At 43.5% G+C, this 16,124-nt stretch carries 14 protein-coding genes; 8 read left to right on the plus strand and 6 right to left on the minus strand.

Going from position 1 to position 16,124, the window contains the following annotated elements:
- The first annotated feature begins 141 nt into the window (after positions 1–141).
- The 3 genes from ATB74_RS09605 (at position 142) to ATB74_RS09615 (ending at position 4,424) form a co-directional block, all read left to right on the plus strand.
- Positions 142–2,436, plus strand: coding sequence for a hypothetical protein (locus tag ATB74_RS09605; protein ID WP_061018227.1), 2,295 nt, complete (start codon positions 142–144; stop codon positions 2,434–2,436).
- The gene (locus ATB74_RS09610) at positions 2,426–4,045 is read left to right on the plus strand and encodes a M91 family zinc metallopeptidase (protein WP_060981850.1); all 1,620 of its coding nucleotides are present in this window, start codon (positions 2,426–2,428) and stop codon (positions 4,043–4,045) included. Before ATB74_RS09605 ends, ATB74_RS09610 begins: the two co-directional genes overlap by 11 nt.
- Positions 4,046–4,241: 196 nt before the next feature.
- Positions 4,242–4,424 (plus strand): hypothetical protein, encoded by a 183-nt coding sequence (locus ATB74_RS09615; RefSeq protein WP_060981849.1) that lies wholly within the window; start codon positions 4,242–4,244, stop codon positions 4,422–4,424.
- 162 nt (positions 4,425–4,586) lie between these two features.
- On the opposite strand, the gene ATB74_RS09620 is transcribed toward ATB74_RS09615, so the two are convergent.
- Positions 4,587–5,108 carry a DUF2058 domain-containing protein gene (locus ATB74_RS09620; RefSeq protein ID WP_048611459.1) on the minus strand — a complete coding sequence of 174 codons (522 nt, stop codon included), beginning with the start codon at positions 5,106–5,108 and terminating at the stop codon, positions 4,587–4,589.
- A gap of 402 nt (positions 5,109–5,510) precedes the next feature.
- Between ATB74_RS09620 and ATB74_RS09625 the strand changes: the two genes are divergently transcribed.
- On the plus strand, positions 5,511–6,845 hold the full coding sequence (locus tag ATB74_RS09625; protein WP_061018228.1) for a sphingomyelin phosphodiesterase: 1,335 nt from the start codon (positions 5,511–5,513) through the stop codon (positions 6,843–6,845).
- A gap of 39 nt (positions 6,846–6,884) precedes the next feature.
- Positions 6,885–7,835, plus strand: coding sequence for a hypothetical protein (locus tag ATB74_RS09630; protein ID WP_061018230.1), 951 nt, complete (start codon positions 6,885–6,887; stop codon positions 7,833–7,835).
- Positions 7,836–7,839: 4 nt separating this feature from the next.
- Here the strand turns inward: ATB74_RS09630 and ATB74_RS09635 are convergent, their stop codons facing one another.
- Entirely contained in the window at positions 7,840–8,874 is a 1,035-nt protein-coding gene (locus tag ATB74_RS09635; protein ID WP_061018232.1) for an AraC family transcriptional regulator, read from the minus strand.
- A gap of 170 nt (positions 8,875–9,044) precedes the next feature.
- Here ATB74_RS09635 and ATB74_RS09640 point away from each other — a divergent pair, with 170 nt between their 5' ends.
- Together ATB74_RS09640 and ATB74_RS09645 are read left to right on the plus strand one after the other, a co-directional pair.
- Positions 9,045–10,058: a DUF2804 domain-containing protein gene (locus ATB74_RS09640; protein WP_061018234.1), complete on the plus strand. Its 1,014-nt coding sequence runs from the start codon at positions 9,045–9,047 to the stop codon at positions 10,056–10,058.
- Between the two features lie 87 nt (positions 10,059–10,145).
- Positions 10,146–10,994 (plus strand): sterol desaturase family protein, encoded by an 849-nt coding sequence (locus ATB74_RS09645; protein ID WP_061018236.1) that lies wholly within the window; start codon positions 10,146–10,148, stop codon positions 10,992–10,994.
- Between the two features lie 15 nt (positions 10,995–11,009).
- Here ATB74_RS09645 and ATB74_RS09650 read toward each other — a convergent pair whose 3' ends face one another.
- The 4 genes from ATB74_RS09650 to ATB74_RS09665 are packed head-to-tail and all read right to left on the minus strand — an operon-like array spanning position 11,010 to position 15,126.
- Complete coding sequence (locus tag ATB74_RS09650) at positions 11,010–13,448, minus strand: carboxypeptidase-like regulatory domain-containing protein (protein ID WP_061018237.1); 2,439 nt, start codon at positions 13,446–13,448, stop codon at positions 11,010–11,012.
- 46 nt (positions 13,449–13,494) lie between these two features.
- Positions 13,495–14,205: a fimbrial biogenesis chaperone gene (locus ATB74_RS09655; protein WP_048611828.1), complete on the minus strand. Its 711-nt coding sequence runs from the start codon at positions 14,203–14,205 to the stop codon at positions 13,495–13,497.
- Complete coding sequence (locus ATB74_RS09660; protein WP_060981840.1) at positions 14,202–14,639, minus strand: DUF4402 domain-containing protein; 438 nt, start codon at positions 14,637–14,639, stop codon at positions 14,202–14,204. The genes ATB74_RS09655 and ATB74_RS09660 overlap by 4 nt, the downstream gene beginning before the upstream one ends.
- Before the next feature lie 52 nt (positions 14,640–14,691).
- Positions 14,692–15,126, minus strand: a complete 435-nt coding sequence (locus ATB74_RS09665; RefSeq protein WP_061018240.1) for a DUF4402 domain-containing protein — start codon at positions 15,124–15,126, stop codon at positions 14,692–14,694.
- A gap of 655 nt (positions 15,127–15,781) precedes the next feature.
- Here ATB74_RS09665 and ATB74_RS23770 point away from each other — a divergent pair.
- Positions 15,782–16,124, plus strand: a 343-nt coding sequence (locus tag ATB74_RS23770) for a transposase (RefSeq protein WP_179946907.1), incomplete at its 3' end; no start/stop codon positions are given.

Here is a 16,124-nt window from a genome sequence, read left to right on the forward strand (position 1 = left end):
TCACTCTGATGGTGAGCTTTTTTGCAATACCTCTATCAACACAACCAAACCTATCTTGAATCTCAGAAACCAAACTAGGCTCGTACCAGTTGGTGAGAGGCTATCTCGATAGATACAGCTAACTATCCAAAAAGAAATACTATGAAAAACAAAAACACGTTATGGCGATTCGTAGCCATACTATATAGCCCCATGTCAGCCGCATTCTGCTTAAGTGACGGTATTCCAGACACACAATCACTCCAAACGATAAACAATAACCGAGCGGCTTTGTGGTCCCGAAATGAGCTCTATTCTGAACAACAATTTGATCTTACGTTAGGCGAACTTGAGCACGGTTCACATTTCGACTCTTTTGCTTCAGCATGGCCGCAAACACATACTGCACTGGCTAACGTCCCCCAGACTTTCGAAAGTTCTCTAAGCCAGGAAAGCTTAATCAATCGACTAGGCCGGGTCGGCTCTTCTACTCTAGAAGTATTAGGACCAATCGGAGATGCTGTCGCGGTTGGCTTGTGGGTCGACAACATGGTCCAAACATTCTCTCAGGAATCCTCAACTCGGCTCGATAAAGCGGCCTCTATCTTTTCCTTAGTTCCTCTGGTCGGCGATGAGTTAAACCTATTATCGAATGACATTAAATACTTCGCTGCAAAAGAAAAAATTGAAGAGTTTGAAAGCCAAACACATTACGTGTTTAGCGACCACTCATCAGAATTTTATCGCTTCCACCACAAAAAAAAGGATGCAATTGCTCTACTTAACAAGTACGACAATCACGTATTACACAGTGCCTCAATGTACGTCGACCACCTGCTTCTTGAAGCTGACACCGAATACCGACGACTCACGTCTGCATACGATAGGCAACTTTCTAAGCAAATGGCTCGAATTGATTTAGAACTGTTGAAGTCAATCGGACACCTTTCCCCTAATTCAAATCTACACCAACCTCTATGCCAAAACGCTCAGTCCTCTTTAACAGAGATCGAACGCTGCATTCACACTGAAGGACCAGCACGCATTGATGACCTGATTAATAACCTAAACGCAGATAACTATCACGCGCTCGCTTTAAATATACATAGCAAAAAAAGAGAACTTGTTGAAATCGCTTTGCACCGACTATCTACACACAGAGAGAACATCGTTAAGCGGCTCATAGAGAGAGCAAAACCTCACGTGGCATCAATCATTACACACAGCAGAATCAACCGAAGTACATTGGAATTTCAAGTAAGGCAAAGTGGATTGAGAGAGTATGCGAATGAAGTATGGGGGCTTGATTATCTCAGTGAAGAGCAACTTAAAACTGCTACCTTTGAGATACGTCCAGCCAGAGAGTGCTGGGGCGTTCCTGCCATTGTACCTGGAGGTGTTCAAGCCTCTATCGATGCATGTAAAGACTCAGGTCCATTGTACGATACTTACCACCCTAAAAAGGACCCAGAGTTATCCGAGTTGTTGCTAAAAAAGGTAGAATTTAATGTCGAAAAGCATATTGCATCAAGGGTGATCAATGGTTGGTCCGCTGACTTATTTAGAGCTCAGTTAATCAACACCACCACCGCTTACATATCTGGCCAGTCCTCGAATAAACTATTTGAAGAGCTAGTGTCCGAGTTAGCGAACATCCAGATTCTTAGCTATCAAACGTCTTTCAAGGATTACCTAGAAAGCAAAGGAATAGACAGCTCTGACCCAAATGTTCGTAACAGTTGGTATCAGATTAGCCGTTGGTATGAATTGCTGCTAACAGAGCGACCGAGCGGCGGAGTGTTAGATCAAATCAAACAATATGAAATTTTTAAACATTTTATTCAGCCTCAATTCAAGCTCGCTATTTCAATGTCTTACATCCGCTCTCTCAATTACTCGTTACCGTATCCAAGTGTATACTCTGCAGCAAACCTTAGGTTTTATGCCCCTAAAATGGCAGACATACTCGATGACGTGATGTCGCAGCCAAGCGCTCACTTTGAACGAAACTTTCAAAGCGCTATAGAAAGTATCATTGAAGAGGCAATGAAGACGACCAATACCAACCAACTTCAATATTTATTAGGCGATCTTTCTCTCTACCTTCAAATCGCACAACATCAGCAGTCAGAATTCAATGTATCACTAAACAGCAAACATCAGCTGTTTAACAGTACGCTTTCAACTCCTCACCTAAACTACCTTTCCAATGAGTATCAAGATGAAACGGAACAACAGCTAGCTTATGTAGTTTCGCATGCGCTATGGAGCCAGCTAGCGGACATAAAAATAGCGTTGAACGAAGGAAACCTTGAGTCTGCAATTGACCAACTTGGGCGAGTCATTAAACAAGAAGAGCTGACTATGCTTCCACATATCACCCATTTTCTTCTTGTAGAACTCGAAGATTGGATTGAATTACAAATAGCGTTAGAGGAGTCAGTTTATGAAAAATAGTATTATCCTAGCCCTATCAGTATTTTTGATGCTTGCTAACTCAATAAATACATACGCAGGAAAAGGCTCAGAATTTGGTCTCTTTTATGATGCTCCGGATGGCGTAAAGGTGGTTTCAGGGTACAATTCAGACACACACGGTAAACTTTATCGCATGTCGAGAAACCTATACGTGCAAACCAAGAGTGACGCCTACCTTGCAGACATGAGCGTGTTAATTCGCAACCTGCAACTATCGCCAACAGGGCGTGAGATTTTGCGACAAATCGCTACGTACGTTCCAGTTAATGCGCCGAATGATGGTGTTGCCCCATTAATTGAACACACGATAGGGGTCGATCACTCTAAGGCTGCGGTTGTTACTGTGATAAGAGAACCTGAAGGGCCAGGAAGACTCTTTGAGACAGTACCCTCTATGTTCGAAGATCAACATAAGGCTTCGCTTGCTTGGCAGCGACAGTTTAATGGCAAAGGCGTCTCGAATACGGTTTACTTCTCCACCACAGAGATGGTCAATATTCCGGGAACAGAGACGCCATTTAATCAAACCGTTGCATTAGGGCACGAACTGATACACGCGAGAGACTTCTCTTCTGGTGCCGTACCTCAAGGCAATACGCTTCTGTCTCACCGACACCCAGACACCCACAAAGCGACAGAGTATGTGATTCCAAATTATGAATATCAAACCACAGGTATTACTCATTACAACAATGCTGAGCATGGTAGAGATCCCGTTGTCGAAATCAGCAGCGCCAGACAATCAATAATCAACCTTCGCGAAGAGATGTATTTTCAATGGAAAGCACTAGGACAAGAAAAACCTAAGGCGTATTTAAAAAATGAAAAAGTCGTGAGTGAATTTCACTTGGCTGATGATCTGGGCAAGGCAAAAAGAAACACCTATTGGCCAAAAGAACACTACGACTACAAACCATATGCCCTTGAAACGAGACCGTCGGCAACATCTCAGCACGCTCCCAGTTGGGATACAGTGGAAGGAAAGCTGGCACATATCGAAGTCAGACAAGCACTAAGACATTCGTTAAGTCAAGGTAACAACCCAGCAATAGTCATTGTTGATGCGACTGAGCAGCGTTTATCTCAAAGCCTGCATAACTCGCCGGCATTAACACGAAGAGGCCTTGGTAACCAAAGCTCCATTTTGAAATACGCAGCTCAGAACGACATCAAAGTAGTCAACCTATACAGTGCCGCGAATGAAACGCCACTGAGCTCGCTAAAAAAAAGGAAAAAGAATCTGCTATATCGAGCGATTTCCGGTCAAAAAACAGGGGAGACACAAGGTTACCAAGACGTTCAATACAACGAAGGCAATCAAACAGCCTTAACCTCGGCACTGGAAGACAATGACGAAGTGTTAGTGATGGCCTACTCTGACGGCAAAGTGACAACCAATATTATCGACAATCTTTCAGAAAACATGCAAAAACAAGTAGTGGTATCGCGATACGCTAACTTGGATTACCAACCATCAAACCTCAGCACAGAAGAAAGCACAGCCTGGAAATCGCTAAGAAGAAAAGACAATGTAAGAATGCTTGGAGGTGGCAGCCGCTCTCGCTTCAATATATGTAGCATCCAATAAATAAGGCTCAAAAAAACGGTTTGCCATCAGTAAAACGTCGTATACAACCGGCCCTTTGTTAGTGATTAACCGCAATAGCAAAGGGCTGGTTTATGACAAATAAACTCGTTGCGTGACTTAAAAATGCAATCACAACGACACAAAAGTTTGAGTTAATGAAGCCGGCTAAAGACAGAGATCCCTAACAGGAGGAGCTATGAAATACTGTCCATGTTGCTCAACAGAGCTCATCTCACGAGATGATGTACACATTTGTCCACGTAACGAAATCGGTGACTGCTATTTTGACGGGTATGAGCAATCTCATATTGAATATCATCAGCTCAAAGACTACCCACAAGATTCAGCGATCGATATCACAGAGGTCATCGCTGACTAGCTCTAATAGAGTTGAAAAACGGAGTTTGTCTCGCTAGCAAATCGTTTGGGTTTACGTTTATATTCACCAAAATTAAAAAGCCCTGATGTTAATATCATCAGGGCTTTTTTTGTCTTTCAGCGCCATAAACATACAGCGAATCTAGAAGTAATTAGCTAACCATTACCACATAAGATCATCTGGGATCACGAAGTCTTTGTACGGGTCATCTTCGTCGACTTCATCTGTGCTACCTGCTTGCGTATCAACGATAGATTCTTCGTCGCGCATAGCAATCTTGTTCGCTACTGCTGTTGGGATAACAACATAGCTCTCGCCTTGACGAGCAATACTTAGAATGCCTTTACTTAGTTGCTTTTGAGTCAGCTCTTCTACGTAAAGGTATTTAACTAGCGTACCGTCGGTGAAGTTGTATTTAATCTCACCGTTCTTCTGTTCGAGCTTGTTCATCTCAATCAGTTGCTTCACTTGAGCTTTAATTTCTTTGCTCAACTGCTGTTCTTTCAACTGTTGGTTTAACTCTTTGTCTTTCGCTTGCTGCGCCAGTTTAGTTTCTTCAGCTGCCGCTTTTGCTTCACGAGACTGAACGCGAGACTTTTTAGAGCCTTTCTTCGCCTTCTTTAATTTTTTCTCATTTACCAAGCCAGCTTTAAGCATCTGCTCTTGGAGTGTTAACTTTGCCATGACTTTCCCAGTTCAGGATTAAAAACGACCCTATCATACCTGTTTTTGAGGAATCTGTTTACTGAACAATGGCAAAATTTATACTGATAGAGCAAGGCTGTTAGCGTTATCCCTTATCGTGATTCACAGCATCCACATCTGGTTGTTTCCCGACCTCTGATTTCCACGAAAACACACCACTGGTGACTTACCCTCAAATCCAAATCGTTCCTCTGTTTGTTTACGTGCGCGCGTATCATTTATCATTCAGACAAAGCAATATGTTAATTTTCAATGAGTAATCGAATTTATAAAACCATGGCATATATCTAATATTTGGATAATTCTGATAGAGTTATAACTCCAATGTCATAACTCTTTACTACGTTATTCTTTAAACCAATCAGTAAGGATAACGTGAAAATGAAAACTCAATGGACTTGCCTTAGTGCATTACTTGCATCAGCTTCATTAATTTCAACCACTGCTATTGCAGACACCGACGTGTATCTCACCAATAACACCAATCAAGTGATGACCATTCAAGCCAACCACACCGGTACCGACCTGCTTCAACTCGGTGATGAGTGGCAACAGCATGTTGAACAGATTGGCCCTTGGGAGACCAAGAAGCTGATCAGTTTCAACCGCTGGACTGGAGTGAAATCTGGGAAGACCTATGAGTTTGACACTGTGGTATCGAACGCTGTGGGTGAGAGTGTCACGCTCAACCAAACCATGAAGGGACATTGGTATAACTCGACACTGCAACATGGCCTAAGTGCCGCAGACGTCAACCTAACGTTGCATGACGATCGTAATATTCATCGTAGCACTACCGACGCATTCGGGGTCAATGCAGAGCTAGCACTTAAAGCCGACTCTACGGCGCGCTATGATGATATTTATTACACCATCACCCCGCCAAAAGTGGATGAGCAGCCAGAGCCGGATGCCAACACACTCAAAGTCATGACTTACAACATCTGGGCGCTGCCTGCCATCGCGTCACATATTGGTGACCGCTACAATCTTCTCCCTCAATACTTAAAGGGCTATGATGTGTTGGCGCTTCAAGAGGTGTTTGCTAACGGACGAGATGAGTTCCTACGTGAGCTTGCAAAAGAGCATCCTTATCAAACCAAAATGCTCGATAAAGATGGGATTAACATCTATGACGGCGGTGTGACCATTGTCAGCCGCTATCCTATCGTTAACGAAGCTCAGTATGTTTTCCCGGATTGCACAGGCACAGATTGCTTCGCAGACAAAGGCGTTAACTACGCCGAAGTGATCAAGAATGGTCAGGCTTACCATGTATTCGGCACCCACACTGCATCGTTTGATACAGACACGGCACGTGACTACCGACAACGTCAATTCAAGCAGATGCGTGCACTAGCGCAGTCTCTGAATATCCCGGCATCAGAAACTGTGGTGTACAGCGGTGACTTCAACGTGAACAAACTCAAGTTCCCAGGCGACTACCAACAGATGTTCGCTAACCTGCAAGCTGAAGAGCCACAATATTCAGGTTACACCGCTTCTACCTTTGACCCACGAATCAACAACTTTGCGGGCGAACCTATGTCGGGTGGCGAGAATGTTGAGTATCTAGATTATGTGGTGGTGAGCTCGGAATATGCCGCTAAAGCTCATAACGACAATCGCGTGGATGTCCCAAGATCAACAAGCAGTGAGTTATGGAAGCACTACAACCTTTCAGACCACTTCCCTGTTAGCGCCGTGATCAAGTAACTTGGTGAACCAACAATGCATCGAGTTATATTAATCCTAATGCTCGTCTTAACGGCGAGCATTATTGGCTATTCGTGGTCATCCAAAACGAACAAAACACCACTATCTTCTGCTCCACACACAGTAGCTAAGCCGCGTGTTTCTACGACAACTGATGACGATAATTCCACGCCAACTGCAACCGCCAGTTGGGAAAATGCAGCATCGCTGAACAAGCAAGCCGAAGCAGAATCATCGGGCGGAGAAACGCATATTGAAAGCTTAAGCGAACTTGAAGGTAAAGCTCTATTCGATGAACTCGATGGGTTCTGGGCGCTTTGCCAACAACGTGATGACTGCACTGAGCAACTCGCACTATTAAAATCAGAATTGCCGAATATGTGGTTTGAATTACTGAGCGACTATCCTCTGCTAGCAGTAGATTGGCAATTAACCCAAAGTACCATCCCTCTTGAATCCATAGAGACACTTGAAGAGCGTGTTGCCCTATTCAAGCAGTCTACACGGCAGGTGTGGGGAGAGTTGGCCCACCAGCTATTCGCAGACCAATTTGCTCATCTGGATTTTACGCTTGACGCCAACACCCTTAAAGAGAACGAAGCGAGCCAGTTTTTGGCCAACTATCAAGATTTGCTTAGTGAATGGCAAAACAATACAGCGACATTAAACACCGAAACACAACTTCATAAATATGAACTGGCAGTCTCTTTGATACCCAGCAGCTATAGCCCTGCTGAAATCTCATCAGTCAAAGCCGACCTTCAAGAAACCTACTTAGATGAAACGCAGACCAGCAACATTACCGCGCGAGAACAACAAGTCGCACAACAGCAACAAACCGTGATGAGTTATCACGAGCAACTGGATCAGCTCAAAGCGACCTTAGGCTCTCAGCGCTCATCAAGTTATGCCACTTGGTCTCAGCAAGATTGGGACAGTTACTATCAACAACAAGTCACCGATTTCCGGGAACAGTTTTTTAGCAAGTAACGCTTTAACTTAAACCATCACGAAACTGCGCGGGCGTTTTATTGAGCCACCCTTTAAACGCCCTTCTGAAGTTTGCAGGGTCGCTATAACCAAGCCTTTCACCAATATCATCAATGCTCATGGATGTGCCGAGTAATAACTCTTTGGCTAGTTCCACTCGAACTTCGGTAAGCAAAACTTGATAACTGGAATCATGAGTAACCAGCTCTCTCCTGAGCGTACGAGAGCTACAACCAAATTCGTCTGCGAGCTGTTCTATATTCGGGAAACAGCCTGCGGTTTGATAAAAGATCGTTTTGATCTGGTTAGTCAGCAAATGTTCCGAGTCCAACGTCTCAACTATCGACTGGCAAGACGCAAGATAACGCTTCAGTGTCGCGGCATCATGAGTCAATAAGGTTTGCGCCAAAACCGAAGCATCAAAACGCAGTTCACAATGGTTTTGTTCAAAAATCACAGGACACTGGAAACGGTCGTCATAAAGCTTGGCGTAATTGGGGCGAGCATAAGGCAAAGCCAAAGTGTGAATATCCAACTCATGACCAGTCAGTTCTTTGAACAAAGAGACGATTGAACTCAAGAAATACTCACTACAGAAAGGAAGGAGCTCGCCAACTTCCAAGGTGTTCTCAATCTGAATCACTGCTTGCTCGGAATCTAGAAACAATTTAACCGAGAAGATAGGACCATTCAGGCGCAAATACTTGAAGCCCGACTTGATGGCCTCCCCGACATTTTGACTGGTCGATAGTGCATAACCCAACACACCAAAGTGGCTCAAACTAGCGTATTTTCCCAGCCAAAGCCCTAAGCCATCGTGAGGGAAGCTCTGATTCGCCGCACTAAACAACGCAAGCTTATCAGCGTAAGTCAGCTTTCCATTCGGATCTCGCCAATCCATGTTGGACAGACCCACATCATTGAGTAGCCTTTCAATATCAACGCCTCGTTGCTCTAGCGTATTCAACAGCAACGCGATATCTAATGTACCCAACTGATGCCTATGCCCGGTCGGTTTATAATCAGCGATAACTTCCAATTGAATCTCCTTATATCGAGCCTATTCCCATAAACATGACTACTCAACTTCAACAACACATGCTGACAAAATCGTGATTGGTAACGCGCTCTTGTCCGAATATGACCTCCCAATTCTACGCTACTCATCGCACAATAGCTTTAGTTGTTAAATTTATGTGAACCATCACGATGATAAAAACGAACCCAGCCCCACACAGTTTGATTAATTCGAATGGTCAGCCGACCATTGGACATTTCGATGGCATCCCCAAGCACCTGAACATAGAGAACTTTGACTACCGAAACTCGATGGATTCAAAAGCTGCCCCTTGGCAGAAACACTTTCATTACAAACAATTCCAGTTCGTCAGCATCGTCACCGACACACACATTATCGGCGTCGCTATCGCGGATATTCGCTACTTAGGTTCAGCATTTTGTTATGTCTACGATATTGAAAACAACCATCTGGAAGAGTCATCTTGGTTGCGGCCGTTTGGGTTTGATAAGCAAGTAACACCTTCACCATTTGAAGGAAAGACAAGCATTGCAAGCCAAAGCATTACTTTCGATATCGAAGGCGGACGATGGCAAGTTCGCTTGAATACCAAACTCATCAAGGCCGATATCGCTTTAGAGCCTGAAGCCGACAGCTTACCCATGGCGATGTGCAGCCCAACGGGGTATTCAGGTTGGACTTACACCCAAAAGCACAATGCTTTGCGAATAAGCGGCGACATCCAAATCAAGGGAGCATCATTCAACCTCACGCAAGCTCGTGCCGGTTATGACTTTTCAGCGGGTTACATGAGGCGTGAAACCAGTTGGCGCTGGGTAAGCATCAACACGCAATCCAATGGCACAGATATTGGCCTAAATCTCGCGGCGGGCGTGAATGAAACTGGAGGCTGCGAAAACGTATTGTGGGTGAATGGAACCAGACACTTGCTAAACCCGGTGCAGTTTACGTTCAGTCGCCAAAGTACGAATTTACCTTGGCAGATAACATCACAAGATGAGCGTATAAACCTGACGTTTACGCCCTTAAATAACCGCAGCGAAAAGCTCAATTTATGGCTGTTAAAGAGTAATTTTCGTCAGTTCATTGGTCACTTTTCTGGCTCGATTGAAGACAACAATGGAGTGACACACCAACTCGATGGGATTCTTGGTCTAACAGAAGATCACTTTGCACGTTGGTAGCGAAATTCTGCTGACTGAATCTCAGACGATCAAGTCAAAGTAAACTTGATACTAAGAACGCGTATGGTGTCTCAACAAGGATAAAACATGAATATCGATGCATTAATCAATCACCCAGAATGGCTACTGTTGGTATTAGCGCCCTTGTTCGTAGTGTGCATGCTGGCTGAGTATTTTATCGGTCAGAAGCAAGGTCGACTGCCTGATAACTCCAGCTATAAGCTTTCAGAAGTGATGTGTAACTTCACGCTGGCGGGAATGCATCAACTCTCCGATTTACTCACCGGGTTATTGGTCGTGCAGTTGTATCTCTGGATGTTTGGTTGGCGCTTAATGGACATCGAGATGGGCGTGCTGAGTTTTGTTGTATTGATGGTGTTGCAAGACTTTTTCTACTACTGGTTCCATAGAGCAAGCCACCGTACTCGCTGGATGTGGGCGGCACACGTGGCACACCACAGTTCAGAACAGATGAACTTTAGTACTGCGTTTCGTCAGAGTTTAATGTACCCATTCGCAGGTATGTGGCTATTTTGGGTACCGTTGGTCATCATAGGTTTTGACCCTAAATGGGTCATCTTTGTGGTGCTTCTGAATCTAGGTTTGCAGTTCTTCGTCCATACACAATGGATAAGGAGCTTAGGGCCACTTGAATACATCTTTAACACCCCTTCGCATCATCGAGTACATCACGGCAAAAACCCGCAATACATCGATAAGAACTACGCCGGTGTTTTGATCATTTGGGATAAGTTGTTTGGTACGTTCGAGCCTGAAGTAGAAACTGTACGTTACGGCGTCACTAAACCAGTAAACAGTTTTAACCCGATAGTCGTCACCTTTCAAGAATGGAAGGCTATATTCAAAGATTTGAAGAACCGAGAGTTGACCATGAAACAGAAAGTCCAGTTGATACTCTCGCCTCCGTCAGACTAATAAAAGTAATCTGGGCTAATACACCTTATGGAAATCGATGAGATTGAATGTGAGGTCGCTTACCCAGAAATCTCCGTCCAAATCGGCACCTTGCACATATCGCCTATCTCCCATTTCTAAAGTCACAATGTATTTGCCCGCGATCAGCCCTTCGACCATGTAAAAGCCATCACTCTCGATTTCGCTCGAATACTCGGTGCCTTTCTGGATGTGCTTGAAGTGCAGGTACGCATTGCTTTCGATTGCGCCTTCAACTGTCCCATCGACACCAAATGACACCACCATTTCAATATGCGCGTGAGTCAGCCCTACCTGTTTGGTATTTACAAACACAGGGTTTTGAATCGGTGTAAGGTTAAGGTCGAGTGCTCCCTCATCAATATAGATAGGCAAATTATCTCGAGCTGGAACACTTGAGAATTCAAATCTGCCTTTTTCATCACTGACCGCACGTTGGTCCAAGATTTGTACGCTTACGCCAGGTATGGGTTGTTTGTGGTGGTCATAAACAATGCCCGTCAGCTTAGAATGGTTGTATCGATTCCACTCAATAAACTCAACAATGCTTTCATCAAAGTAAGTTTTAGCACCGAATTCGGTCGTCATCTCGACACCGTATCGGTCTTCTGTTCCTTCCAGTTTAAAGAGTAAATAAGGATTCACACGAGCTTCTAAAGAGGCAGTAAACGAAACCTCCTGCTTTTGATAGCGAGCAGATACGTTCGTCGTGAGCTCTTGAAAAACCTCCAGCGGATCGAGCAGGCACTCTTTACACGCATTCCTTAGGGATAGTTCTGTTCGTTCATGATGACCCGAGCCATTAACCGTCCCAGAGATATTCCACGAAGTATCAGAAAAACCGCTTTTGGCGAGCTCCACTGTATGTAAGTAGGTATCTGCATGAGTGTCCTTTGCGTATTGATAATCGCCCGCATAAGAGAGAAACAGGTTACTGGACACTTTGGCATTCACTTTTGGCTCGACACTAAATTCATCTACATCGTCTCTCACCGTTAAAAAAGCCGTGAGATTTGCAAGTGACAAGTTGTATTTGAATACATCGTACTCCATTGACTCTAAGTCCAATTCATCGGTTTTATTAAGCTCTATCGATGCCGACTGATCGCCGTTGATCAAGATATCAAACTCCATTGGAAAGCGATCGAACTCTGGTAACCAACCGATATGACCCGCAAACCAGTGCGCTGGTAAATATCGTCCTTGAAAGCCAATCAGATCTTTGCCGTGTTGCCTCATAAAGGCACTACCCACGGTGAAGTAATCGGCAAGCCCATATTCAAGTGACACAGCGCCAGCTCGGTCTGCACCTTCATTTCCCACCACTTGAACGCCCCACTCGTTGCTTGGTAGAAATGCATCTTCTAAACCGGCAACGGTGATCTCTTCTTCCTGCCACACACCTTTCGACAAGTAGTAGCGAAACTTGATGGTGTCACCGGGGGAAATATTGTCTTCTTCAACAACGAAGCGTCCAAACTCATCAGAGCGATAAGTGGTTTGATAGATGCCATTAACCAAAACATCGATGCTGATGTTAGGCTGAGTGGTTTGTTCGAGTTGAAGGTTTCCGAACTCAGTCTGTCGCTTTCGATTGGTATAGTAGAGTCCGTCTTCAAGGGTTTGATTCACGTTAAAAACGCTGCCATCTAATAACACATGTCCTATTTCTAGAGAGCCTTCACCCTCATGTGCTTCTACCGCAATGTTGTAGTAAACGATGGGGTTATCTTCTCGCGAATCAATCGACAAGCGAGACAAAGACTGTTCTGTGCTTAATATGGTGTCAGAGATTGCGTAAACATCACCGCCAGTTTCACTGTCGTGATAAACAGAAGCCGCTAACCGAGTCGCCAAACCCACAGCGGCAACAGGTTCGAAAGCTGGCGTATTTTCTGCTCGCTTGAGCTCCTCGGCCTTCTTTCGTGATTCATTTTTCATCTTAGAAATTGCCGCTTCCAGTTCAGTCAATGAGCTGAATTCTGGAGAAACGGTGAGCCGATAATCATCAATATCCCAACGCACTTTAGCTGGAATACAAGCTTGTAAGCTGTACCAATGAATGAAAGTTTCATCGTCTATGAATTGATATTTGATCGACTGGATACTGTTGTCATCGCGATAACAGATGGCTTGTTCGGTATCAACAATATACGGCGGAGATTCTCTTCCCACGTCTTGAGGCAAATACAACTCGCAATATCCGCTTTCATCACACCGACCATTCATTTCGAGCAGATAAAAAGCGGCATTGGATATCGAAATGAAGGGCTCTTCGTAGTCATCCATCATGACACGATAAAAGCTATCCCCCACTTTCCCCACTCGAACTTCTACATGGGCTGGATAGAGTTCGCTCGCCTCACTTTTTTTTTCAGATTGAGAATACGCAGCAAAAGGAAACAATGAAGCGAGCAAAAAGAGTCGCCAAAGCATGCAGTTGAACACTGGTTTTACGGAGTTAGCGACAATGAAACGAGTACTACAGAACACATTCGTACAGAGGCTGTTCGTTCTGAACTAGTGAGATCTTCGACCCTTTGGGAAAAGGCTTAGTTAATTCAGCATTACGAAGTAGCACTACTTTTTCGCTATGCTCGTCGACATTCAATTTCGCAGTGAACTGAAAGTTACCATCGTTGCGAATCTTGATGCTTTGGTTGTCACACGCAAACTTAACATCTTGTACCTGCTCACCTTTCTGAACATAAACAGGTACATAACTGTTGATGTGAAAGTTCAATTGAAAGGCTGAACCATCACTGTTGGTTTTGCTTGAAGACAACGCAATGTCTGATAACTCTGCGGCTTTTGCTATTGGGGAAAACCACAAGTAAGCACGATATTCCCCATCAGCCATGTCAGCAGGCAGAGCATTCATACGTAAGCGAACCGTGCGTCTTTGATTGGGTTTTAGTTCACGAATTATCGGTGGTGATACTTTAATCCAACTCGCAATGTCTTCCGATTCAGCAATATTAGCGTCAGTTCGAACCAAGCCACTCGCCTTTACAGGGCGATAGATCGGTTTTATCTCCAAGCGAATCGGTTGATCTGAGTTATTTTCGACGACGATTTTTTCAGTCACCGAAGTGTCGGCATCCAAAACAAAACGAGTCGGAGCGATGAGGAGCTGAGCATAGGCTTGTGTGGTGAAGATTAAGCCAAGAACACATGAGATAAACAACTTCATTTATAATTAACCTCAAAAGGGATTGTACTGGTGTAAAGCCCTGCGGGGTGGTTAGCACCGATTTTCACTTTGGCACCAATACACAATAGTTTGCTTCTTCCATTCCCTTTTATTTTGGCCCTACCACGCTTTGATAAGCCGCAACCAAAATAAAACTTTCTAATACGTAGACGCTTGGATTTACGAGAATGGTTTAGGTATTGCTTGGAAGGGAGAGAAACCACGATTTTTTTACCAGGCTCACCTTCAACATAAAATCGAACTACGTAAATCTGACTATTAGCAGGATTAGCATCAGCATTTTGACCCGAACCAGAGATATACATACCCGGAAATTTAACTTCCATATTTTCAGGAATAATTTCTAGAGCATGAAACGGTCTTGAATAAAAAGTCAGACCGATATAAATCACGTATTTGAATAGAAACTTCATAGTAAAGATGGCTGCTCTACAACAGCCATAATATTATACTGGTTTCATTAAATTATTGGTAAGTTACATCTACTGCAACGTTAGCAGTATATGTGCCAGCAACTAGAGTTGCTGTTGAAGTTTTTGCTGTACCACCGATTTTAAGATCCGCAGTACCACCTGTCAGAGTAATAGCGTTATTAAAGTCAAATTCAGCCCCAATTGTATTTGCGCCGTTAAGTAAGTTAGTGTTAGCAATACTTACTGTTACCGCATCACCAGACTCTCCTGAAAGCGTAAATGCCGCCGCTCCTGCATCACCTTGAGCGATAACAACATCTGTTGTGTTATCTGAAGTAATGATACCGAAGTCAAGATCACTTGTTTTTGTCATTGTAATTGCTTGTTTTACTTCTAGTGTTGCATCAAAAGTGTCACTCACAGCGAAAACGTTCGCTGAAGAGATAGAAAGTACAGATACAGCAGCAACCTTAAAGATTTTGTTCATTTCTTTAATCCTTTATATAAATCGGGTTTATTATTAGGGTTACCTAACAGTCAATCAGAGTTAACAATTAAGCAATAGCAATCCTATTTATAAAATATATATATTGACACTGATTTATAAATAAATGACATTTATTGAGGATAAGATCACGCAAATTGACACAAATAACACTAACAAAAACAATGGTATTAGAGCATTACTACCAATTAGATATAAAACTGGTTTTACACTTAATTCCTGTATTTTTGTATGTGATTACTTTTATAAAAAAACCTTACTTAGAATAATCCCAAAATAAAAGGATAAGAATAAACCCTTATTATGTTCAGGCGAATTAATATATAGATCATCGTGTTGCAACTCCGTCTCAAAAATGAAACAAGGTAGAAATTAAAATAAATTGCAATAAAATTAAATATTAGAGTTTTCTTTATATCCAATTCAAACACGGATTATAGGAAGTATTAAAAATGAGACAGGCATAACGCTCCAGTCAAATTAACCCCGACAATCATAAATACCAAAAATTAAATTAAAGCTAAGAGGATTGTATTGTGAAAAACACCATCTTTGGACGGCTTTGTTGCGTAATTCAATGGAACTAAATCAAGAACCTACGATCTGATCAGCTACCTCCCCCCTCTCTCGTAGCCCTATGCCTAAGCCTCGTTACAAAACAACCAACTGGAAGCAATACAACCAATCACTCATTAACCGTGGCTCTCTGACCTTTTGGATTGATGAAGAAGCAATAAGCGGGTGGGCGCAAAGTAAACAGAATAAGCGCGGGAGGCCGCGTCGGTTCAGTGATTTAGCTATCACGACAGCACTCATGGTGAAACGAGTTTTTTCTATGCCATTGAGAGCGCTTCAAGGATTTATCGACTCGATATTTAGGTTAGCCCATGTACCGTTAAGTTGTCCGCATTACACCTGCATCAGTCGTAGAGCCAAGCAAGTTGAGGTTTCATTTAAGACTAAAACGAGAGGAGCGATAC

Origin of the sequence: Vibrio splendidus (assembly GCF_001557875.1) — a bacterium.
GTDB lineage: Bacteria > Pseudomonadota > Gammaproteobacteria > Enterobacterales > Vibrionaceae > Vibrio > Vibrio splendidus_F.